16 protein-coding genes are annotated in these 20,974 nt (G+C 69.7%); 6 read left to right on the top strand and 10 right to left on the bottom strand.

Features of this window, described 5'->3' with window-relative positions:
- Window positions 1-125: 125 nt before the first annotated feature.
- A complete protein-coding gene (locus tag QHF85_RS32995; protein ID WP_281331367.1) occupies window positions 126-1,259 on the bottom strand; it encodes a hypothetical protein in 1,134 nt (377 codons plus the stop codon).
- Between the two features lie 193 nt (window positions 1,260-1,452).
- The gene (locus QHF85_RS32990; protein WP_281331366.1) at window positions 1,453-3,777 is read right to left on the bottom strand and encodes an ATP-dependent RecD-like DNA helicase; all 2,325 of its coding nucleotides are present in this window, start codon (window positions 3,775-3,777) and stop codon (window positions 1,453-1,455) included.
- Between the two features lie 81 nt (window positions 3,778-3,858).
- Here QHF85_RS32990 and QHF85_RS32985 point away from each other — a divergent pair, with 81 nt between their 5' ends.
- Both QHF85_RS32985 and QHF85_RS32980 read left to right on the top strand, forming a co-directional pair.
- Window positions 3,859-6,567: a M1 family aminopeptidase gene (locus QHF85_RS32985; protein ID WP_281331365.1), complete on the top strand. Its 2,709-nt coding sequence runs from the start codon at window positions 3,859-3,861 to the stop codon at window positions 6,565-6,567.
- Window positions 6,548-7,354: an SDR family oxidoreductase gene (locus QHF85_RS32980; RefSeq protein ID WP_281331364.1), complete on the top strand. Its 807-nt coding sequence runs from the start codon at window positions 6,548-6,550 to the stop codon at window positions 7,352-7,354. The genes QHF85_RS32985 and QHF85_RS32980 overlap by 20 nt, the downstream gene beginning before the upstream one ends.
- A 4-nt stretch (window positions 7,355-7,358) precedes the next feature.
- Here QHF85_RS32980 and QHF85_RS32975 read toward each other — a convergent pair whose 3' ends face one another.
- The 3 genes from QHF85_RS32975 to QHF85_RS32965 are packed head-to-tail and all read right to left on the bottom strand — an operon-like array spanning window position 7,359 to window position 12,269.
- Window positions 7,359-9,056: a hypothetical protein gene (locus QHF85_RS32975; RefSeq protein ID WP_281331363.1), complete on the bottom strand. Its 1,698-nt coding sequence runs from the start codon at window positions 9,054-9,056 to the stop codon at window positions 7,359-7,361.
- A gap of 25 nt (window positions 9,057-9,081) precedes the next feature.
- Window positions 9,082-10,764 carry a hypothetical protein gene (locus QHF85_RS32970; RefSeq protein WP_281331362.1) on the bottom strand — a complete coding sequence of 561 codons (1,683 nt, stop codon included), beginning with the start codon at window positions 10,762-10,764 and terminating at the stop codon, window positions 9,082-9,084.
- 56 nt (window positions 10,765-10,820) lie between these two features.
- The gene (locus tag QHF85_RS32965; RefSeq protein ID WP_281331361.1) at window positions 10,821-12,269 is read right to left on the bottom strand and encodes a hypothetical protein; all 1,449 of its coding nucleotides are present in this window, start codon (window positions 12,267-12,269) and stop codon (window positions 10,821-10,823) included.
- A gap of 105 nt (window positions 12,270-12,374) precedes the next feature.
- Here QHF85_RS32965 and QHF85_RS32960 point away from each other — a divergent pair, with 105 nt between their 5' ends.
- Complete coding sequence (locus QHF85_RS32960) at window positions 12,375-13,166, top strand: enoyl-CoA hydratase-related protein (protein ID WP_281331360.1); 792 nt, start codon at window positions 12,375-12,377, stop codon at window positions 13,164-13,166.
- A 3-nt stretch (window positions 13,167-13,169) separates the two neighbouring features.
- Here QHF85_RS32960 and QHF85_RS32955 read toward each other — a convergent pair whose 3' ends face one another.
- The gene (locus QHF85_RS32955) at window positions 13,170-14,267 is read right to left on the bottom strand and encodes an FAD:protein FMN transferase (protein WP_281331411.1); all 1,098 of its coding nucleotides are present in this window, start codon (window positions 14,265-14,267) and stop codon (window positions 13,170-13,172) included.
- Complete coding sequence (locus QHF85_RS32950) at window positions 14,267-15,313, bottom strand: methyltransferase domain-containing protein (protein WP_281331359.1); 1,047 nt, start codon at window positions 15,311-15,313, stop codon at window positions 14,267-14,269. Before QHF85_RS32950 ends, QHF85_RS32955 begins: the two co-directional genes overlap by 1 nt.
- A gap of 81 nt (window positions 15,314-15,394) precedes the next feature.
- Between QHF85_RS32950 and QHF85_RS32945 the strand changes: the two genes are divergently transcribed.
- Window positions 15,395-16,588, top strand: a complete 1,194-nt coding sequence (locus tag QHF85_RS32945) for a M20 family metallopeptidase (RefSeq protein WP_281331358.1) — start codon at window positions 15,395-15,397, stop codon at window positions 16,586-16,588.
- A 119-nt stretch (window positions 16,589-16,707) separates the two neighbouring features.
- Here QHF85_RS32945 and QHF85_RS32940 read toward each other — a convergent pair whose 3' ends face one another.
- Window positions 16,708-17,325, bottom strand: a complete 618-nt coding sequence (locus QHF85_RS32940; protein WP_281331357.1) for a hypothetical protein — start codon at window positions 17,323-17,325, stop codon at window positions 16,708-16,710.
- A gap of 50 nt (window positions 17,326-17,375) precedes the next feature.
- Window positions 17,376-17,726: a hypothetical protein gene (locus QHF85_RS32935; protein WP_281331356.1), complete on the bottom strand. Its 351-nt coding sequence runs from the start codon at window positions 17,724-17,726 to the stop codon at window positions 17,376-17,378.
- 102 nt (window positions 17,727-17,828) lie between these two features.
- On the opposite strand from QHF85_RS32935, the gene QHF85_RS32930 reads away from it, so the two are divergent.
- Window positions 17,829-19,298 carry a Mur ligase family protein gene (locus QHF85_RS32930; protein WP_281331355.1) on the top strand — a complete coding sequence of 490 codons (1,470 nt, stop codon included), beginning with the start codon at window positions 17,829-17,831 and terminating at the stop codon, window positions 19,296-19,298.
- A complete protein-coding gene (locus QHF85_RS32925; RefSeq protein WP_281331354.1) occupies window positions 19,295-20,137 on the top strand; it encodes an inositol monophosphatase family protein in 843 nt (280 codons plus the stop codon). The genes QHF85_RS32930 and QHF85_RS32925 overlap by 4 nt, the downstream gene beginning before the upstream one ends.
- Before the next feature lie 10 nt (window positions 20,138-20,147).
- Here the strand turns inward: QHF85_RS32925 and QHF85_RS32920 are convergent, their stop codons facing one another.
- Entirely contained in the window at window positions 20,148-20,804 is a 657-nt protein-coding gene (locus QHF85_RS32920; RefSeq protein WP_281331353.1) for a putative adhesin, read from the bottom strand.
- Window positions 20,805-20,974: the final 170 nt, after the last annotated feature.

Raw genomic sequence — 20,974 nt, 5'->3', positions numbered from 1 at the left:
AAAATGCCGGGCGGACGGATCGCGCTCCGTTCGCGACTGCTGATGGGATGTTTTGGAGGGGGTTTGCCCGGGGGCTCGACGCGTGTCGCGAGGAGCCCCGAGCGCGGGGAGGGGGCGTCGCGCTGTTACTTGCGCTGGGGCTGGCCCGCGGCGGCGAGCTGCTGCTGCTGCTGCTGCAGGAACTGCGCGACGAGGCGCGAGCGCTCGATGGCGAACTGCTTGACTTCCTTGTTGGGCGAACCCGCGAGGGCGTTCAAGAGCTTCGTGACCTTCTCGATCTGGCGCGACTGGAAGAGGGCCTCGAAGTAGTTGTTCGCGATGCGCACGTCGCGGCTCATCTTCGCCTCGTGCGGCTGCAGGAGCCGGATCACGGCCTCGAGGTCGCCCTTCTGGCCGTAGAGCGCCGAGAGGCAGAGGAGCGCGAGCGGATCGTCGGGCGCGATCTCGACGCCCTTCTTCGCGTACGCGACGGCGCGATCACGGGTCGCATCGTCGTTCGCGAAGAAGCCCTGGAGCGCGATGTACGGCGCGGCGCTCTTCTTGTCGGCGGCCATCTTCTCGATCTCGGCGATCGCCTTGTCCTCGTCCTGGTGCTGCTTCAGGTGCTGGTAGAGGTAGGCCCACGCGTCGATGCAGCCGATGCTGATGCCGATCGCCTTGTCGACGAACTCGCGCTCTTTGTCGGTCTCCTTCTTCTGCTGGTAGACCTTGGCGAGGTGCAGCGAGGGGTAGGGGTTGTCCTTCAGGAGGTTCTGCGCGCCCTTCAGCGTGCCCTCGGCCTTGTCGAGCTTGTCCTGCTGGAGCTGCGCGATGCCGAGCGCGAGCCAGTCGTCGCCCGTGCCGCCCTTCGCCACGACCTTCGAGAGGACCTGCTCGGCGCGCTGCAGGCGGTTGTACTTGAGGAGCTCCTGCGCGTAGATGCGCGCGCGGTTGAGGTCGTCGGGCTGCTCCTGCCAGTGCTTCTCCAGGCCGGCGAGCAGGTCTTCGAGGCCGATCGCGATCGGGCGACCCTGATCGTCCTGCACCTGCACCGCGGGGCCGTTGAAGCCGAGCAGCTTCCACATCTGCTCGGGCGTCACCAACGACGGGCCCTGGTCGAGCATGGCCTTGGTCTCGTCGTCGACCTTCGAGAGCGGGATCACGATGAGAGCGTTGCCAGGCACTCCGTTGGGGAATGCGCTGACGGGCGCCATGATGGCCGCGCCGCCCGTGATCTGAAGTCCCGCCGCCACTCCACCCTGCTGTCCGTTCTGCGCCATGGTCGCTCCACCCGAGAAACGCGCGGGGCGCGATTTGCGCCCGCGGCCGCCGCTCGACGGCGCTCTTGGGCGCGCCGAACGGGAAAGAAAATGTCGTTGGTTACGAGGGGCGGGCAGGCTAGCAGGATGCCCCCATCAGAGCAACGGCCGCCCGCGGATCCCAGGCGTTTCGCTCACGTCGATGCCCGACGAGTCATCCGCGGCGGAGGCGGTAGCCGAGGCCCGTCTGCCGCTCTTCGCGTCGCGTCTCCGAGAGCGCGAGGCTGAGCGCTCGCCCGTCCGTGACGAGCACGACGAGCCGCTTTCCGCGCGTGACGGCCGTGTAGAGCAGGTTCCGCGAGAGCATCACGAAATGCTGCGAGAGCAGCGTGATCACCACGGCCGGATACTCGCTGCCCTGGCTCTTGTGGATGCTCGTCGCGTACGCGAGCACGAGCTCGTCGAGGTCGCTCTCTTCGTAGGCGACGTCCCGACCGTCGAACGTGACCGTGAGCGTGCCGGCCTCGGCGTCGATCGCGCGGACGAGGCCGACGTCGCCGTTGTAGACCTCGCGGTCGTAGTCGTTCTTGAGCTGCATGACCTTGTCGCCGAGGCGGAAGAGCTTGCCGCCGCGGGTGACCGAAGGGCCGTCGGGGTTGAGCGTCCGCTGGAGCGTCTCGTTCAGCGTGATCGTGCCGACGGGGCCCTTGTTCATCGGGGAGAGGACCTGCACGTCGCGCACGGGGTGCAGACCGAAGCCGCGCGGGATGCGCTCGGTGACGAGCTCGTGGATCGTGGCGGCGGCCTCCTCGGGATCCTTTCGTTGGAACACAAAGAATTCGCCGCGCTTGTCGGTCGCGCCCTCGGGTTTTTCGCCGTCGTGGATGCGGTGCGCGTTCTGGACGATGAGGCTGCCCTCGGCCTGGCGGAAGATCTGCGAGAGGCGCACCGTGGGGATCACGCCCGAGGCGATCACGTCGCGCAGGACCGCGCCCGGGCCGACGGACGGGAGCTGATCGACGTCGCCGACGAGCACGAGCCGCGCCCCGTCCCCGAGGGCCTGCGTGAGCGCGTCGCAGAGCGGCAGATCGATCATCGAGGCCTCGTCCACGATGATCACGTCGGCCTCGATCGCGCGGCCTTTCTTGCGGAGGAAGCCGCGCTCCTTGGGGTCGAACTCGAGCATGCGGTGGAGCGTCGTGGCCTCGCGCCCCGTCGCCTCGCTCATGCGCTTGGCGGCGCGACCCGTGGGCGCGGCGAGGCGCACCGTGTGGCCCGCGAGGTCGAAGAGCGAGAGGATCGCCCGGACGATCGTCGTCTTTCCGACGCCGGGGCCGCCCGTGATCACGAGGATCTTGCTCCGCGCGGCTTGCTCGATCGCGTCGCGTTGCGCGGGTGCGAGGGCGACGCGCGTGCGGGCCTCGAAGCTCTCGATCGCGGCCTTCGCGACGGCGTCCGCCGATTCGCCGCGTCGACCCGCGAGGGGACGGCCCGTCGCGCGGAGGAGCGTGAGCAGGCGCTCGGCGAGGCGTGCTTCCGCTTCGTAAAGCGTTGATTCGTAGACAGCGACCTCGCCTGAAGGGAGCGTTTCGACGCGCGCGCGGCCCGACAACGCGAGCGCGTCGACGGCGCGATCGACGCCTTCCTCCTCGCGTTCGAGCATGAGCGCGGCGGCCGAGACGAGCGCGCCTCGCTCGGCGTAGACGTGCCCCTTGCCCGCGAGGTCGCTCAGCATTTGCAGCACGCCGGCCTGCGCGCGTTCGGGTGCCTCCAGCGAGACGCCGACGGCGCGCGCGAGCTGGTCGGCGGTCTTGAACCCGACGCCCCACACCTCGAGCGCGAGCCGGTAGGGCGAGCGCTTCACGATCTCGATCGCGGAGGCGCCGAAGCGCTTGTAGATGCGCGTCGCCAGCGCGGCCGAGGCGCCGTGCTGCTGGAGGAAGATCATGATGTCGCGGATGACGCGCTGCGACGCCCAGGCCTTGGCCACGGCCTCGGCGCGGCGCGATCCGAGCCCCGGCACCTCCGCGAGCCGCTCGGGCTCCTCGTCGAGCACGCGCAGCGCATCTTCGCCGAGCGTCTCGACGATCCGTTTGGCGAAGACAGGCCCGACGCCTTGGACCATGCCCGAGGCGAGGTACTTTTCGAGGCCCTGCAACGTCGAGGGCGCGATCTCGAGCAGGGTTTCGACGCGGAGCTGGTCACCATGGCGACCATCGCGTTCGTGGCGGCCGGTCGCTCGGACGCGCGCGCCGGGGGCGACGGACTGGAAGCGGCCGACCCAGGGGAGAGGGGCTTCGTGGCCGTCGATCGCGACCTTCACGACCCGGAAGCCCGTCTGCTCGTTCTCGTAGGTGACACGCACGACCTCGCCTTCGAGGGTGATGGTGCCGTCCTTCGAGGGCGCGGCCTTTTGCGCCGCGAAGAGCGTGTGCTGCGCGGGGCCTTGGGGCCCGGGTCGCGGGCGTGACGCGGCCCTCGGCGGGCCTTTGGGGCCCGTCCCCCCGGCGAGCAGAGGCGTGCGTCCGCGGCGGTTCATGGGCGCGGGGCGAGGCTAGCGCGGTTTTCCCAGGGCGAGGGGCTTTGCTCGGCGAGTTTGTTGGGTAAGACTCGCCGCCCGATGAGCCTCGAGCACCGCCTCCACGACCGCTGCGCGTGCGGATCCACGCTTTCGTCCTACGCCCACTCGTCCGCCGCTGCTGCCTCCGCGCGTCCGTTCACGCTCGCGGGCGTGCAGCGCGTCTACGAGCGGCCCCGGCCGTTCTCGGTCACGCACATCGCGCTCGACCTTCGCCTCGACGTGCCGAAAAAATCGGTCTCGGGCGAGGCGACGCTCGACGTCTCGCGCATCGACGCGCGCTCGAAGGAGCTCTCGCTCGACGCCGTGGGCTTCGACATCGAAGCGGTCGAGCTCCGCGCGGGCGACGAGGGCAAGTTCGCCGTCGTCGAGCACGCGTACGACGGGCAAACGCTGCGCGTGTCGATCCCCGAGGCCGCCTCGCGCGTGACCGTGCGTGTGCGGTACTCGGCGACGCCGAAGCGCGGGCTCTACTTCCTCGCGCCGGACGAGCACGTGCATGACCGTCCCTCGCAGGTCTGGTCGCAGTGCCAGGACGAGGACGCGCGGCACTTCTTTCCGTGCATCGACAAGCCGCACAACAAGCAGTCGACCTCGCTGCGCGTGACGGTGCCCGAGGGCTGGTTCGCGCTGTCGAACGGCGCGCGCGAGAGCGACGAGGACGAGGAGCAGCGCGGCGTCTACCGCTACCGGATGGACGACCCGCACCCGAGCTACCTGTTCACGCTCGTCGCGGGCGAGTTCGAGCGGATCGACGACGAGGCGGACGGCGTTCGTCTGCATTACTTTGTGCCCAAAGGAAAAACCGACGAGGGCAAGCGCACGTTCCGGCGGACGCCCGACATGGTGCGCCGCTTCGGCAAGCTCACGGGTGTCGCGTACCCGTGGAAGACGTACTCGCAGATCGTGGTGAGCGACTTCATCTTCGGCGGGATGGAGAACACGACGGCGACGACGATGTACGAGCACATCCTGCTCGACGAGCGCGCCGCGATCGACGTGACGGCCGATGACCTCATCGCGCACGAGCTCGCGCATCACTGGTTCGGTGATCTCGTGACGTGCCGCGACTGGTCGCACGCGTGGCTGAACGAGGGGTTCGCCACGTACATGGAGCACGTCGATCGCGAGGGATACCTCGGCCGCGACGAGTACGAGCACGGCGTGCGTGGCGACGTGGCCGCGTACCTCGGCGAGGCAGGCGGGCGTTATCGGCGTCCGATCGTGTGCCAGGACTACGAGGCGCCGATCGACATCTTCGATCGTCACCTCTACGAGAAGGGCGCGTGCGTCCTGCACATGCTGCGGCTCGAGCTCGGCGACGAGGCGTTCTGGCGCGGCATCAAGACGTACCTGGAGCGGCACGCGCGCGGGATCGTGGAGACGCGCGACCTCATGCGCGCGCTCGAAGAGGCGAGCGGCAGGAGCCTGGAGCGCTTCTTCGAGCAGTGGGTGTTCCGCGCGGGGCACCCGGAGCTCGAGGTGAAGATCGATCACGGCGGCGAGGCGCTGACCGTGTCGGTCAAGCAGACGCAGGCCGCGAAAGACAGCAAGGAGAAGGACAAGGACGACGCCGGAACGCACGTCTTCGCGATCGACCTCGAGCTCGACATCTCCATCGACGGCGAGGTGCGGCGCGAGGTGCGGCGCGTGGAGTCGGCGACCGCGACCTTCACGATCCGCGTGCCGAAGCGGCCCGCGTTCGTCGTCGTGGATCCGGAGCTCCGGATCGTGGGCGACGTGCGGGTCGAGTGCCCGGCCGACATGCTGCGCGCGCAGCTCGCTGGGGCGCCGACGGCGCGCGGCCGGCTGCTCGCGGCGAGCCTGATGGGCAAGCTCGACGATCCGGCGACGACGCGCGCGCTCGGCGCCTCGCTCGCGAAGGAGGAGGAGTTCTGGGGCGTGCGAGCGGAGGCGGCCTCGGCGCTCGGCGACGTGCGCAGCGACGACGCGCTCACGCACCTCGTCGCCCACGCGCGGACGGGGCACGCGAAGGTGCGTCGCGCGGTGGCGGCGGCGCTCGGCAAGTTCCGCAAGGCGCAGGCTGCCGAGGCGCTGAAGAGCCTCGCGCTGCGGGACGCGAGCTACCTCGTGGAGGCGGAGGCCGCGCGCGCCCTCGGCGCGACCCGGCAGAGCGCGGCGTTCGACACGTTGATCGAGGTGCTCGATCGTCCCTCGTGGGCCGACATCGTGCGCGCCGGCGCGCTCGACGGGCTCGCGGCCTTGCGCGACGAGCGCGCGCAGGCGCACGTGCTCACGCGCACGCGCTACGGCATCCCCACGCGCGGCCGGCGCGCCGCGATCATGGCGCTGCCGAAGCTCTCGACGGACCGCAAGGTGCGCGAGGCGCTGGAGGACCTGCTCGATCAGGCGGATCCGTACCTCAAGGTGGACGTGGTGCGGGCGCTGCTCGACATCGGCGACGCGAAGTCGCGCGGGCCGCTCTCGCGCCAGCTCGAACGTGAGCTCGACGGACGCGTGCGCCGCCGGATCCGCGAAGCGCTGCGGGACCTCGGCGGCGCGGGCAAGCGCGAGGCCGAGCGGCTGCGCGAGGACCTGGAGTCGCTGCGGGGCGAGCACGCCGAGCTGAAGGCGCGCCTCGGCAAGCTCGAAGCGCTGCTCGCGCCGAAGGAGCCCGAGACGAAGCCGAACGGCGTCCACCACGGGCGCGACGCGGACAAACCCGAGGCCGACAAGGACGCCGGCGAGAAGAGCAAGAAGAGGAAGAAGGATGAACGAGCTTCGCGGTAAAACGGCGCTCGTCACCGGCGCCTCGGCCGGGATCGGTCGGGAGATCGCGCGCGTGCTCGGCCGCGAGGTCGCGGCGTTGGTGCTCGTGGCGCGCCGCCGCGAGAGGCTCGACGAGCTCGCGCGGGAGCTCGTGGCCGCGCGGCCGGGCCTGCGCGTGCTCGTGCGCGCGGTCGATCTGCTCGACAGGAAGGCGCTCGGCGCGATGCTCGACGACCTCGCGCAGGCGGGCGAGGTCGTCGACGTGCTCGTGAACAACGCGGGCTTCGGCGACTACGGCCTGCTCGAGAAGCGCGAGTGGGAGAAGATCGAGCGGATGCTCGAGCTCAACGTGGTGAGCACGACGATGCTGCTCGCGCGGCTCGTGCCGCCGATGGTGGCGCGGGGCTCGGGGGCGATCCTGAACGTCGGCTCGGTCGCGGGCATCCTGCCGTCGCCCGCGATGAGCACGTACGCGGCGAGCAAGGCGTACGTGAACCACCTGAGCGAGGGCCTGCGCGCGGAGCTCGCGGGGACGGGCGTGTCGGTGACGGTGGTTTGTCCGGGCCCAGTGCCGACGGAGTTCCAGGAGGTCGCGGGGAGCGACGTGCGGCCGGAGCTGCCAAAGGCGATGTACGTGGACGTGGTGACGTGCGCGGAGGAGGCGGTCGCGGGGCTCAAGCGCGGTCAGGCGCGCGTGATCCCGGGCGTCGTGCCGCGGGCGATGGCGATGACGGTGGACGCGCTGCCGAAGGCGCTCGTGCGGCCGTTCCTGGCGAAGATGGGGAAGAAGGCGCGCGGGGGCCGGTAGGCGATCAGGGCAAGAAGCGGCCGAGGAACGCGTTGCCGTCCTTCGGGTCGGCCGCGCCCACGAGCGCCTTGTTGATCACGAACGGCGCGCGGTGCTGGCCGCCGACGATCAGATCGCCCGTCGGCAAGAGCGCGAGCGCGAGCATCGTGTTGGCAGCGTCGCTTCCATCTCCACCCCCGCTCTGCAGAACACGCGACGCGAGGTGCACGCCGTCGCCGCCGAGCTGCACGAAGAACAGGTCTCCAGCGCCGATGGCCGTGAGCAGGCCGCCGCCGAAATCCATTCCACCCTGGAAGGTGCCCGTGAGGGTGAGCTGATCGGAAGCGCCGACGGCGAGCTGACCCTGGGTCAGATACGCGGTCGCGTCACCGAAGGACTTCGCCCAGACGACGCTGTCGCCGGTGCTCGCGAGGCGCGTGACGAAGAGCGCGCGCGCAGCCGCAGCGTCCGTCTTGATCTGTTGTTGCCCGAAGAAGTCGACGACGCCCTCGAAGAATCCTGCGAGGTAGATGTCGCCGTTCGGCGCGATCGCCACGTCGAACGCCTGCTGCGCGGTCGCGTCGCCGAAGCCGCGGGCCCAGGTCGGGCTGAGGGCCGACGTGAAATCCGCGACGAAGACGTCGAACCCGCCCTTGCTCGTGAGCACGTTGCCAGGGATGTCGAGGCCGCTGGCGAAGTGGCCCGTGACCACCACGTGATCCATGCCGGCGACGGCGATCGCGCGGAGATCGTCGGCTCCCTGTCCGCCCATGCGCCGCGAGGCCGCGTGGAAGCCGGTCTCGTCGAGCTTCCCGAGGAACATGTCGTCGCCACCGGCGGACGTGAACGCTGGACCCCCGAGGGAGATGGTGCCCGCGAAATTGCCCGCCACGACCACCTGGTTCGTCTTGGTCACCGCGAGCGCACGCACCTCTTGCGAGGCCGTGTCGCCGAAGAGCTTGCTCCACAAAGGGTTGCCGCCCGCGTCGAACTTCGCGACGAACGCGTCGTCCGCGCCCTTGCTCGTCTGCACGCCATCGCCGAAGTCCACCGAGCCGAACACGCTGCCGCCGACGTAGATCGCGCCCGCGCCGTCGATCGCCACGGCGTTCGCTTGTTGCGCGTTCGAGTCGCCGAAGCGCTTGGCCCACACGACCTCGCCGAGCGGCGTCAGCTTCGCGACGAGGATGTCGTAGTTGCCCGTGCTCGCCATGGGGCCGGCGCCGAGATCGATCACCCCGCCGAACGAGCCGGCGATGACGATGTTGCCGTCGGGCGCGATCGCGATGGCGGACACGAGCTGCGGGGATGCAAGCTCGCCGAACGTCTTCAGCCAGCCGTCTCCGAGCGAGACGCATTCGAGCGGATCGACGCCGTTGCAGGCCTCGTCCTCGGGCGTCAGGCAGTCCTCGATCTGCGGCAAGACCTCTCCGCCGCACTCGCCGAAGCCCGCGCCGCTCGGCAGACAAACCTCGATGCCCGCCTTGCACGCGCCCATGTCCTCGGTGCCGGGCGGGCCGGTGTAACAAGACCTCTGCTCGTTCGGCATGCACACCATGCCGCCGCTGCCGCCCGCGCCGGCGGCGCCGCCCGTGCCGGTCGCGGCCGTCGTCTCGAACTCACGCTCCTCCGGCGAGCACGCCACGAGCGCCATCACGCCGAGCGACGCGACGCCGACGAGGGAGAGCAAACCAGCCGAGCTTCGCCGGATCCTGCGTTTCATCGCTTCGAACATAAAAGGATTTCCTTCAGGGTAAGAGGCGCACGAGGAACAGGAGCGGTTGCTGAGGGGTGTCCGGCGCGAGCGGGCCTCCGCCGAAATCGATCGACCCGTAGCTCAGGCCCGCGACGATCGGATCTCCGGTCGGCATCACCCCGAGCGCGAGCACGCCGGCCGCCATGTCGGTCGGGTAGGTGCGCGAGCTGCGGTGATTTCCGTCGAGCTCGAGCTGCGCGACGAAGGGGCTCACCTGCGGGTTCGAGGCGATCAGCGGTTTGCCGCCGAAGTCGATCTGATCGCTGAACCAGCCCGCGGTCACGATGCGACCGTTCGCGACGCGGACCGACATGCCCCAGTCCGAGAGGGAGTTCGGGCCGCCGAGGATCTTGCTCCAGGCGAGCACGCCGTCCGGCGCGAGCTTCGCGAGGTACGCGTTCGTCGCCATCGCCGGGGCTTCGATCTTCGTGCCGTCGTCGAAGTCGATGACGCCCGCGAGTCGGCCCGAGACCACGACCTCGTCGTCCGGCGTGACCGCGATCCCGAGGGCCTCCTGATCGGCGGCGTCGCCCCAGCGCTTGGCCCAGACGGGGCTCCCGTTCTGGCTGATCTTGGCGTGAAACACATCGTCGCTGCCGGCCGAGGTGAGCAGAGCGACCTGCGGGAAATCGAGGGTGCCGTTGAAGTTGCCCGTGAGCAGGATGTTGTCCTTGCTGTCGACCGCGAGGCCGACGATCTCCTCGGTGCCCGTCGCCCCGCCGAAGCGACGCGACATCGAGTGGAAGCCCGAGCCGTCGAGCCTGGCGACGAAGAGGTCCGTCTCCATCGTGGAGTTGAGCGTCCCGCCGCCGAGGTTGATCGTGCCCAGGAACTCGCCGCCGATGACGACCTGCCCCGCCTGCGTGAGCGCGATGGCCGTTGCGCGTTGCGAGCTCCCGTCGCCGAAGAGCTTCGCCCACACGAGGCCGCCATTCGCGTCGAACTTCGCGACGAGCGCGTCGTTGCCGCCCTCGCTCGTGAGCGGTCCTTGACCGAGGTCGATCGCGCCGGAGACCGAGCCCGCGATGTAGATCATCCCCGAGGCGTCGATCGCCACGCCGGCGCTCGTTTGCGAGGACGCGTCGCCGAAGCGCTTGCTCCACTGATGCGCGCCATCGGCGCTGAACTTCGCGAGCAGGATGTCGTTGCTGCCCGTGCTCGCGAGCGGTCCGCCGCCGAGATCGAGCGTGCCACGGAGCTCACCCGTGATGACGATGTCGAGCGTCTTCGGGTCGACCGCGATGCCCCGGATGTAGATCTCGTCGAGCGTGGGAAAACCCTTGCTCCAGCCGTGATCGAGCGGCGGGCATTCGGCAGGATCGTCGCCGTTGCACGCCTCGTCCTCGGGCGTGAGGCAGTTCTCGGCTTGCGGAACGACGTCCCCCGAGCACTCGCCGAAGCCCGTGCCGTTCGGCAAACAGATCTGGACGCCCTTCTTGCAGGCGCCGATGTCCTCGGTGCCGGGAGGTCCGGTGTAGCAGGCTCTCTCTTCGTTCTCCGCGCAGCCCATGGAGCCGCCCGCGCCGCCAGAGCCGCTCGAGCTCGTCGTGTCCCCGAAGTCGCGCTCTTCCGGCGAGCACGCGGCCGCCCCGACGGCGATGATCGACGCGGCACCGAGGACGGCGCCGAGGTGCCGAAAAGACCAAGCCAAACCCCTGTGGATCCTGCGCATCATCGATCCGAGCATGCCATGGAATGCAGTCTCTCGGATCAGCCGCGTAAGGCCGGTCTTCAGGGGGAGAGGCGCGCCAGAAATCCGCTCGCGTCGAGGGTGCTCGTGGTCGTGAGCGCGCCGCCGCCGAAGTCGATCGAGGCGGCGTACACGCCCCCGATCACGACGTCACCCTGCGGGCCGAGGTCGAGCCCGAGCGCGCCATCCGCGCCCGGAGAGCCGAACGCGCGCGAGCCGAGGTGCACGCCATCCATCGTGAACCGCGCGAGGAACACGTCGACGCCGCCCTTCGCAGAGAGAAGCCCGCCGCCGAAGTCGACGACGTCCTCGAAGAAGCCCGCGGCGATGAAGCTTTCCGAGGTCGGATCCACGCGAAGCGATACGCCCCACGACTTGGCGAGGCTGCCGCCGAACGTCTCGACCCAGGAGCTCTGGCCGCTCGACGAGAACCGCGCGAGGAAGAGGCCTACCTCGCCGCTCGACGCGTCGCCGGCGACGATGACGTCGCCGTTCGGCGCTGCCGCGATCGCGTGGCCGCTCTGGTTCTTGGCATCGCCCAATCGATGCGCCCAGAGGCCGGTGCCGTTCGCGGAGAGCTTGGCGATGAAGATGTCGTGGCCGCCGCTGCTCGTGATCGTGCCGGCGACAGGGCCGAAGTCCATCGTGGTGTCGAAGGCGCCCGTCACGAGCAGCGAGCCCGTGGAGTCGACCGCGAGCCCGCCGAGGTCGTCGAAGGCGTAGCCGCCGAAGCGGCGCGAGAAGACATGCGCGCCCTCGGCGTCGAGCTCGGCCACGTAGACGTCGTTCATCCCCGCGGAGGCGAGGCTCGGGCCGCCGAGCTCGATCGCGCCGGCAAAGACGCCGCCGAGGACGATCCGCCCGGACGGCGTGATCACGATGCGCGTGACGCGCTGGGCTTTCTCGTCGCCGAAGCGCTTGGCCCAGGCGAGGTTGCCCTCGGCGTCGAGCTTCGCGACGAACGCGTCGTCGTTGCCCGCGCTCGTCACGGGCTTTCCGTCGCCGAAATCCGTGGCGCCCCGGATCGCGCCGCCGACGTAGATCGATCCTGCGGCGTCGAGGGCGACCGCGAGGGCCTGTTGGTTCGCGAGGTCGCCGAAGCGCTTGCTCCAGCGGTGCTGCCCGAGCGGGCCGAAGCGAGCGACGAAGAGGTCGTTTTCCCCGGAGCTCACGAGCGGCCCTTCGCCGAGATCGATGACGCCGCGGAACGAGCCGACGGCCACGACGTCGCCCGTCGCAGGATCGGTCGCGACGGCCTGGACCGACTGCAGATCCGTCTCGCCGATGCTCTTGCTCCACACGTGCTCGAACACAGGCGCCGGGCCTGGTCCGCCGCCCGCGCCGCCCGCGCCGCCGGTGCCGCCCGCGCCGCCCGATCCGCCTGTGCCGCCTGTCCCGCTCGTCACGCCGGGCCCTGCGTCGGGCGAGCACGCTGCCGCACACGCCATCGCGAGGCCGCCAAGGAGCCCGATCCACGCGCCGTTTCGCATTTCAAGCCGCCCCGTACCCGCTCGCCGTTTCATGTCGCAAGGGACGAGCATCGCACAACGACGAGCCTCTTTGCGCGCGCCGCCGCCTTCGCTACGCACGGGCGCATGTCCGATCAATCCTCCCCCGTGAAAGTCGAGCGTCGCGGCGCCGTCGGCGTGCTCGTGATCGACCGCGCCGATCGTCGCAACGCGCTCTCGCGCGACACCCTCTACGCCCTCGGGCGCCTCGGCAAGGAGCTCATCTCCGACCCCCAGGTGCGCGCCATCGTGCTCACCGGCGCGGGCGACAAGGCCTTTTGCGCGGGCGCCGATCTGAAGGAGCGCCAGGGCATGACCTCCGACGACGTGCGCAAGCAGGTCGGCCTCTACCGCAGCGAGCTCGGGGTGCTCGACCGCAGCGAAAAGCCCGTGATCGCTGCGATCAACGGCGTCGCCTTCGGCGGCGGGCTCGAGCTCGCGTTGATCTGCGACCTGCGCGTCGCGGCGCCGCACGCCGAGCTCGCGCTGCCCGAGACCACGCTAGGCATCATCCCCGGCGCGGGCGGCACGCAAAGGCTCCCGCGCGTCGTGGGAGACGCGCGCGCCAAGGAGATGATCCTCCTCGGCCGTAAGCTCGGCGCGGCCGAGGCGCTCGCGTGGGGTCTCGTGAACCGCGTCTCGCCCGAGGGCACGAACGTCCTCGACGACACGCTCGCCTGGATCGAGCCGATCGCGAACGGCGCGCCGATCGCGCAGAGCGCCGCGCTCCGGGCGATCGACACGTCCTACGAGGTGCCGCTCGAGCTCGGCCTCGAGCTCGAACGCGTCTACTACGACGAGACGCTGCGCAGCGAGGATCGGCTCGAAGCGCTGCGCGCGTTCGCCGAGAAGCGCAAGCCCGCCTTCCGCGGCGTCTAGCGGCTAGACCCCATCCGTTGGATCTCGAAGGATCTGGATCTTGCTCTCCAGCCGCTTCGAGACATGCACCTTGTTGTGCTCGTCCACGACGACCGCGCCGCAGTCGTCGAGCTCGTCGCAGATCGACAGGCCCTTGTCCGGGCCGAGGATGAAGATCGCGTCGTCGATCCCGTCGGCGGTGAAGGCGTCCTTGGCCCACACGGTCACGCTGCGGCTCTTCCTCGCGGGGTAGCCCGTGCGGGGATCGATGATGTGGTGCCAGCGCTTGCCGTCCTTCACGAAGGCGCGCTCGTAATCGCCGGCCGTCGAGAAGGCGTGATCGGTGACGTCGATCATCGCGAAATAATCGTTCGGCCCCTGCCCGCGTGGATCCCGCACGCCGACGCGGTAGGGCGTGCCGTCGGGCTTCTTGCCGCGCACGTAAAGATCGCCGCCGGCCTGCACGTAGAACGACGCGAGCCCCTCGGCCGAGAGCACCTTCGCGGCCGCGTCGACGGCGTAGCCCTTGGCGATGCCGCCGAGGCTCAAGCGCATGCCGGGCTTGCTCAGCATCACGCTGCGCGCGTCGTGGTCGAGCTTGATCTTGCGGTAGTCGATGAGCGCGCGCGCCGCGTCGATGTCGGCCTTCGAGGGCACCTCCTCGACCTTGTTCTCGTCGAAGCGCCAGAGATCACGCATCGCCTCGAACGAGATGTCGAACACGCCGTCCGAGCGATCCGCGACCGAGATGCTCTTCTTGATCACCTCGAACGTCTCGGGCCCGACGGCGACGGCCTGCTTGCCCGCGGCCTGGTTGATGCGCGAGATCTCGCTGTCGTCGCGCCAGGTCGTCATGAGCCGCTCGAGCCTGCGGATCTCGGCGAGCGCCTTGTCGAGCTTCGGGCGGATCGCCGCCTCGTCGAGCTCACGCGTGGTGTACGTCGTGATCACGACGTGCGTGCCCATCGCCTTGTCGTCGAGCGTCACCTTCTTCGGATCGAACGGCGGCGGGCGCGGCGTCGCAGCCGACGCGCGCGGCTCGGGTGTCGGCTCGGGCGGCGAGGACGTGTTGCACGCCACGAGGGCGAGCGCGCCGAGGAGCAGCACGGGGAGCGTTCGCATCACGGCTCCCGCGTGATCCGCACGAAGACGTGCGACGGCGGGGCGATGCCCGTCTCCACGCGCACCTTGGGCATCCCGGGCGCGAGCGCCGCGACGAGCGCGAGCTCTTCTTCGTAGAACATGCGTCGGATCGAGGTCACGGCGTCGTAGTAGAACGTGTACGTCCGACCGTACAGGGCCCCGACGAGCGCCACGAGCCCGAGCGTCGTGAAGCTCCGCTCCCCGTCGATGAAACACGCGCCGACGCGCGCGCGCCGGGCCGCCTCGCTCATCATCCGCGCGATCATCCCCGGCGGGAAATGGTGGATGGCCTGGGTGCAGGTGATCACGTCCACGCCCCGCTGCGAGAGCCCTCCGAGCGCGAGCGCGTCCTCGACCGAGAACTGTACCGAGAGCCCCCGCTCGGCCGCCTGCGCGCGCCCGAGCGCGAGGTACTCCTCCCGCAGATCACTCGCCTCGATCGCGACCCGATCCCCGAACCGCTCGGCGAGGTGAAGCGCGAGCCCGCCGTGCCCCGCTGCGACGTCGTGCACGATCGGCCGCTTCCCCTCGGCGCTCGCCGCCTCCACGAGCGGCTCGATCGCCGCCATCACGGTCGCGTAGATCCCCGTGCAGTGGTTGAACCGATCGAGCACGTCGAGCGCGTGCGTCCGCTCGTCCTCCGGGAAGCTCGGATCATCCATGAGCTCCGGCTTGTCGCAGTAGAGACGCGCGTCCACCGCGTAGAGCAGCTCCGTGAGCCGCGATCGCGGGTCTCTGTCGACGTCGCTCGGCCGTTCGGCGCGCATCGTCGTGACGGCCTCCGCGACGAGGGCGTCGAAGCGCTCGATCGCCGCGGCCTCGCCCCGGAGCACGGCGCCTTCGAGCCGGGCGATCGCGGGCTTGAATCGATCGATCGTGCGGCGCATGGCCCTGCTGCGGTGCGGCGCGAGCGCGGCGCGGAGCGGTCCCCGTACATCACGGCGGCTCACCCGGCGCATCACCGCTTCGAGGGCCGGATCGAACCGGCGGCGGAGGACCTCGGACAGCATCGAGGCTCGGGGCATGGCCCGAGCTTAATGCATTCCGGCGCGGCGTCGCGTCACGGGCGCCTCGCGCGAGAGGGCTGTATGCTGCGCCGATCGACCATGCCGACGACGTCCATCGATCGACCCGACAGGGAAGCCATCCTCGCGGCCGCGCGTGCCATAGCGCCGATCGTCCGTGACGTCGCCGCACGGATCTTCGCGCACCCGGAGCTGCGCTTCGAGGAGACGCGCGCCGCGGGCTGGATCTGCGAGGCCATCGAGGCCGAGGGTGTCCCCGTCGAACGCGGCACCGGCGGCCTGCCCACGGCCTTCCGCGCGCGCCTCGGCGACGGCGCGGGCCCGCGCGTGGCGATCCTCGCCGAGTACGACGCGCTGCCCGAGATGGGTCATGCGTGTGGCCACAACCTCATCGCCGGCGGCGCGCTCGGCGCGTTCCTCGCGATCGCGCGGGCGCGCCCGTCGTTCGCGGGGACGATCGAGATCATCGGCACGCCCGCGGAGGAGGGTGGCGGCGGCAAGATCCGCTTGCTCCAGGCCGGCGTGTTCGACGGCGTCACGGCCGCGCTCATGTTTCACCCCTACGATTTCGACCTGCTCGCGCCCTCCTCCCTCGCGAGCTACTGGCTCTCGTTCCGCTTCAAGGGGGTGCCGTCGCACGCGGCGATGGCCCCGTGGGAGGGCAAGAGCGCGCTCGCGGCGGCGCTCGCGACGATGCACCTCGTCGACGCGCAACGCGTGCAATTGCGGGACGGCACGCGCGTGCACGGCGTCATCGTCGACGGTGGCCAGGCGGTCAACATCATCCCCGAGCGCGCTGTGGTGGACTTCGCGGTGCGCGCGTCGACGTTCGCCGAGCTCTCGATCGTGCGGGCGCTCGTCGAGCGATGCGCGCGCGGCGCGGCGATCGCGTGCGCCGTGGAGGTCGAGCTCGAGGTGCGCGGCGGCTACAAGGACCTGCGCCCGAACATCCCGCTCGCGCGCCGCTTCGGCGAGCACCTCGCCGCGCTCGGCAGGCCTGCGCGCGAGGTCGACCCCGTGCGCAGCATGGGCTCGACGGACATGGGCGACATCTCGCACGTGATCCCCTCGATCCACCCGCTGATCGCGATCTGCGACGAGGGCGAGACGATGTGCCACGAGCACCCGTTCGCGCGGCACGCGGGTGGCGATCGCGGCGCGGATGCGATGATGGTCGCGGCGCAGGCGATGGCGCTGACGGCGCTCGACGTGCTCGCGGACGCGCCCTTGCGGGCGGAGATGACGTCTTATTTCGAGGGGAAAAACGGGCGGTAGAGCGCCGAACGTTCGTTCGGCGCTCTGCGAGATCGCGAAGCGAGCTCGCCTCGGGGGGTGAATCGTCCGGGCTTTGCCCGGACGAGAGGGGGACGCGAGGCGTCCCCCTCGGGACGAAATCAAGCGGCGGGCGCGCGCTTGCTGTCGACGCCGGCGGCTTGCAGGTCGTCGAGCATGCCCGTCGTGCCTTCGAGCGGGATCGCGCGGGCGAGGGCCACGCGCTCGAGCATCATCGCGAGCTCCAGCATGTTGTTCACGGGCGGCAGGAGCGCGTTCGTCCCGTCCCAGAGATCGAGCCCGATGTTGCCGCGCAAGACCGGCAGCTCTTGCCCTTTCTGCTCGGTCTTCGGGATGCGCACCTTGTCGATCTGCGACCAGCTCCAGCGCCGCACCCGCGGCACCCCGAACGAGAGCAGCTCGCGCAGCACGATGCCCTCCGGGTTCACCACGACGCCGCGCATCTGGTCGCGCAAAACCCCTGCGATCGCGCTGCAAAACAGGATGATCGCGCACACGCTGGCGGGCATGATGCGGTGGCGATCGTCCTCGACGACGTACTTGAAGAGCCAGGAGTTCGTCGGGGCGTGTTGCCCGTAGACGATCGCGCCCGAGATCACGACCGCGACCACGAGGTACGCGAGCCAGGGAAGGCGCTCCTTCAGCGGCGGCCCGAACGACACGGTGCTGTCCGGGCGATACGTCATGTCGAAGCCGGGAGGACGGGAAGGGCGCGCCATGCGCTCCAGTCTACACGACCGGGCCCCGAACCTTGGATCCGGCTAGCGACTCACTGACACTCCGAGGCCTTCGTCGGATTCGAGCGGAAGTATTCGAGACACCACGGGCTCAGCGCCGCGGTGAAGTCCGCACACGGGATCTGATCCGGCGGCGTGCCCGAGCGATCCGTCGCCAACGCTTCTTTGCAGGACGCGCAGCACTTCTGCTTCATGTCGCCGGCTTCCGCGGGCTTTTCGCCTGCCTCCACGGGCTTCGGCGCCGCCTCCTCGCCGGCCATGTCCTGGCCGCCCGTGTCCTTGTCGACGTCCGGCACCTCCGCTTGCTTGGGCTGGCCGCACGCGGCGACGAGCAGAGATCCAGCGAAGAACAAGCCGACGAGCGCGCTCGAAACCTTCTTCATGAACCCGGCTTTATCGGAACCCCGACCGGGAATCAAACGCGGTGTTCGTCGCGGCGCTTTGAGCGTGGCGCCCTCCTACCCTCCTATAGCAAACTCGCCGCCATGCACGTGCACCTCGTGGGCGTGGCAGGGACCGGGATGGGCGCGCTCGCCGGGCTGTTCAAGGCCAGCGGGCACGACGTCTCCGGCTCCGACGTCGCCTTCTATCCTCCCATGGGCCCCGCCCTCGAACGCTGGGGCATCCGGCTCATGGAGGGCTTCGACCCGAAGCACCTCGAGCCCCGCCCCGACCTCGTCGTCATCGGGAACGTTTGCCGTCCAACGAATCCCGAGGCCCGCGCCGCGATGGACAGCGGCATCCCGACGAAGAGCATGCCGCACGCGCTCGCCGAGCTCTTGCTCGCGCATCGCTCGCCGCTCGTCGTCGGCGGCACCCACGGCAAGACCACGACGAGCGCCCTCTGCGCTTGGCTCCTCCACGAAGCCGGCCGCGACCCGGGCTTCCTCATCGGCGGCTTGCCGAAGAACTTCGACGCGAGCTTCCGCGTGCCCGGCGACGTCGCCCGCGGCGGCCGTTTGCCGCTCGTCACCGGCGAAGGCATGTCGCGCCGGAAGACGCCGTTCGTCGTCGAGGGCGACGAGTACGACACGGCCTTCTTCGAGAAGACGCCGAAGTTCTGGCACTACCGGCCCGAGGTCGCGATCGTCACGTCGATCGAGCACGACCACGTCGACATCTACCCCGACGAAGCCTCCTACCTCGCGGCCTTTCGCGGCTTCGTCGAGCGTGTCCCCGAGAGCGGCCTCATCGTCGCGGCCGCGGCCGATCCTCGCGTCGTCGATGTCGTCCGCGCCTCGGCCCGCGCCGAGGTCGCGTGGTTCGCCCTCGAAGGCGACGACACCCACGGACAGCCGCCGCACTGGCTCGCCGCGCCTGCCGAGGTCGACGAGAACGGCCAGTCCTTCGACCTCTACGCCGGCGGCGTCTACGCGGGCCGCGCCGCGCTCACGATCCCCGGCCGTCACAACCTGCGCAACGCGCTCGCCGCTGCCGCCGCCGTCGCCCAGGGGTTTGGCGTCCCGCTCTCCACCGTGATCTCGGCGCTCGCGACGTTTCAGGGCGTTCGCCGCCGGCAGGATCTCCTCTACGAAGTGCGCGGCGTCCGCGTCTACGACGACTTCGCGCATCACCCGACCGCCGTCGACGAGACCCTGCGCGCGCTCCGCGCCCGTCACACGAAAGGCGCGCTCTACGCCGTGTTCGAGCCGCGCAGCGCGACGGCCTGTCGCGCCTTGCACCAGGAACCGTACGGAAGCTCGTTCGACGCGGCTGACGTCATCGTCCTCGCCCCGCTTGGCCGACCCGAGATCCCCGAGGCCGAGCGGCTTGATCTTCGCGCGCTCGCGGCGACGCTCGAAGCCCGGGGCAAGCGCGCGCTCACGCCTGCGTCCGTCGACGAGATCGTCACGCTGCTCGCGCGGGACGCGCAGGCGGGCGACACCATCGCGCTGCTTTCGAACGGCGCGTTCGGCGGCATTTACGACAAGCTACGGGGGGCGCTCGCACCATGAAGAGCACGACGACGGGCGAGCGCGCGCAGTTTGCCGCCATCGCGCAGCTCGTGGCCGAGGAGGCGGGCGCGCTCGTGAGCGCCGGCTTCCGATCACGCCCGCCCGTCGAGTCGAAGGGCCCTTCCGACCTCGTCACCGAGTACGACCGCGCGAGCGAGGACATGATTGCCATGCGCCTCGGCTCGCTCGCCCCCGGCATCCCGGTCGTGGGCGAAGAGCGCGGCGATGGCTTCGCGCCGATGGCCTTGCGCAGCGGCCTCGTCTGGTACGTCGACCCGCTCGACGGCACGACGAACTTCGTGCACGGCCACCCGTTCTGGAGCATCTCCGTCGGCCTCTTCGACGGCGACGAGCCGATCGCGGGCGCGGTCGTTGCGCCGGCGCTCAGCCTTCGCTGGAGCGGCTGGGTGGGCGAGCCCGTGAGCGTGTCGGGCCGCTCGGGCCGGCACGGCGAGGCGCGCCGCAACGGTCAACGATGCGGCGTGAGCCCGACGTTGCGGCTCGAAGACGCGCTCGTCGCGACGGGTTTTCCGACGGTGCGTAATGTCGCGCCTGCGAACAATTTCCACTCGTTCATGAGCGTGAAGCACGTGGTGCAGGGCGTGCGGCGTTGCGGGAGCGCCGCGATCGACCTGTGCATGGTGGCCGACGGGACGTACGACGGTTACTGGGAGCGCAAGCTCAACATCTGGGACGTGGCGGCGGGCTGCGCGGTGGTGCTGGCGGCGCGGGGTCGGATCACGTCGCTGGAGGGCAGGGTGCCGGACTATCACCAGGGGCACATCGCCGTGTCGAATGGGCACCTGCACGACGCGCTCGTCGAGGCGATCAACGCGTAGCGGGTGAGAATCAATGGGGCTTCGGGGCGAGGGCGGGCGGGACCTTCGATTCGCCGAGCCCACCGAGCCCGCTGGAGACGATGTGAACGCGGCACGCGGCCACATAAAAATCCGTGATGTGACGGTATTTGTTCAGCACGATTTCGAGCACTTCGCGCAGGGAGATGACCTTCAAATACCCTGTGAAGATGGAGCGTGATCGCACGGTGACGACGTGCGGGGCCCATCGCACGATGTTCGTGCCGGCCCATGTGCCGTCCTTTTCGTTCCAGTCTTTGTCTCGCGGGTCTTTCCGGCGATAACCGTGCGTTATGACGCCTTGGTAGGCGGAGTACATGAGGCCTTCGATCGCCTTGTAGTCTTCCGGCGCGGCCTTCGTATTCACCACCTTCGACAGGTAGTAATTGGGGCACTGCTTTCCTGCCGTGACGTCTTCGTGCAACAGGTGGCTGTCCCTCAGAATGAGGTCCGTCACGCTGCCCGGGAGGGGGACGCCGGGGGGCGTGAAAAAGTGAATCGTGACGCCCTGCGGCACGGTGAAGTAGCCGGAGTTCTCATAGGTCGCGCCGTGCGACAACGTCAAGCAGTCCGTGACCAGCTTCTTCTCCTCTTTGGTCTCGTAGACGCTGCGGTAGAAGTAGAGGCGTGGCTCGATCTCGATCTTCATGGGACACCTCGGCGAGCGCAAGAAAATCGCCGTACGGAGGGCACGGAATGCGCCCTCCTGCGGCGTCGACATCGATAGCGTAATTCGCCGTGAGCCGGAAAACAACGCCAATTGTGTTATGGACAGCGCCGTTGTGGGCTCGGCGAAGGATGCTGACGATCGTGCGTTGA

It is taken from the genome of Polyangium sp. 6x1, assembly GCF_029946515.1.
Classification (GTDB): domain Bacteria; phylum Myxococcota_A; class Polyangia; order Polyangiales; family Polyangiaceae; genus Polyangium.
The sequence above is the reverse complement of the archived record's forward strand: the minus strand, read 5'-3'. Positions and strand labels throughout refer to the sequence as shown.

Bases quoted from the DNA above. Each gene is read 5' to 3' on its own strand.
- QHF85_RS32995 (WP_281331367.1), bottom strand. From the start codon at position 1,259: ATGGCGCAGAACGGACAGCAGGGTGGAGTGGCGGCGGGACTTCAGATC.
- QHF85_RS32990 (WP_281331366.1), bottom strand. From the start codon at position 3,777: ATGAACCGCCGCGGACGCACGCCTCTGCTCGCCGGGGGGACGGGCCCC.
- QHF85_RS32985 (WP_281331365.1), top strand. From the start codon at position 3,859: ATGAGCCTCGAGCACCGCCTCCACGACCGCTGCGCGTGCGGATCCACG.
- QHF85_RS32980 (WP_281331364.1), top strand. From the start codon at position 6,548: ATGAACGAGCTTCGCGGTAAAACGGCGCTCGTCACCGGCGCCTCGGCC.
- QHF85_RS32975 (WP_281331363.1), bottom strand. From the start codon at position 9,056: ATGAAACGCAGGATCCGGCGAAGCTCGGCTGGTTTGCTCTCCCTCGTC.
- QHF85_RS32970 (WP_281331362.1), bottom strand. From the start codon at position 10,764: ATGATGCGCAGGATCCACAGGGGTTTGGCTTGGTCTTTTCGGCACCTC.
- QHF85_RS32965 (WP_281331361.1), bottom strand. From the start codon at position 12,269: ATGCGAAACGGCGCGTGGATCGGGCTCCTTGGCGGCCTCGCGATGGCG.
- QHF85_RS32960 (WP_281331360.1), top strand. From the start codon at position 12,375: ATGTCCGATCAATCCTCCCCCGTGAAAGTCGAGCGTCGCGGCGCCGTC.
- QHF85_RS32955 (WP_281331411.1), bottom strand. From the start codon at position 14,267: ATGCGAACGCTCCCCGTGCTGCTCCTCGGCGCGCTCGCCCTCGTGGCG.
- QHF85_RS32950 (WP_281331359.1), bottom strand. From the start codon at position 15,313: ATGCCCCGAGCCTCGATGCTGTCCGAGGTCCTCCGCCGCCGGTTCGAT.
- QHF85_RS32945 (WP_281331358.1), top strand. From the start codon at position 15,395: ATGCCGACGACGTCCATCGATCGACCCGACAGGGAAGCCATCCTCGCG.
- QHF85_RS32940 (WP_281331357.1), bottom strand. From the start codon at position 17,325: ATGGCGCGCCCTTCCCGTCCTCCCGGCTTCGACATGACGTATCGCCCG.
- QHF85_RS32935 (WP_281331356.1), bottom strand. From the start codon at position 17,726: ATGAAGAAGGTTTCGAGCGCGCTCGTCGGCTTGTTCTTCGCTGGATCT.
- QHF85_RS32930 (WP_281331355.1), top strand. From the start codon at position 17,829: ATGCACGTGCACCTCGTGGGCGTGGCAGGGACCGGGATGGGCGCGCTC.
- QHF85_RS32925 (WP_281331354.1), top strand. From the start codon at position 19,295: ATGAAGAGCACGACGACGGGCGAGCGCGCGCAGTTTGCCGCCATCGCG.
- QHF85_RS32920 (WP_281331353.1), bottom strand. From the start codon at position 20,804: ATGAAGATCGAGATCGAGCCACGCCTCTACTTCTACCGCAGCGTCTAC.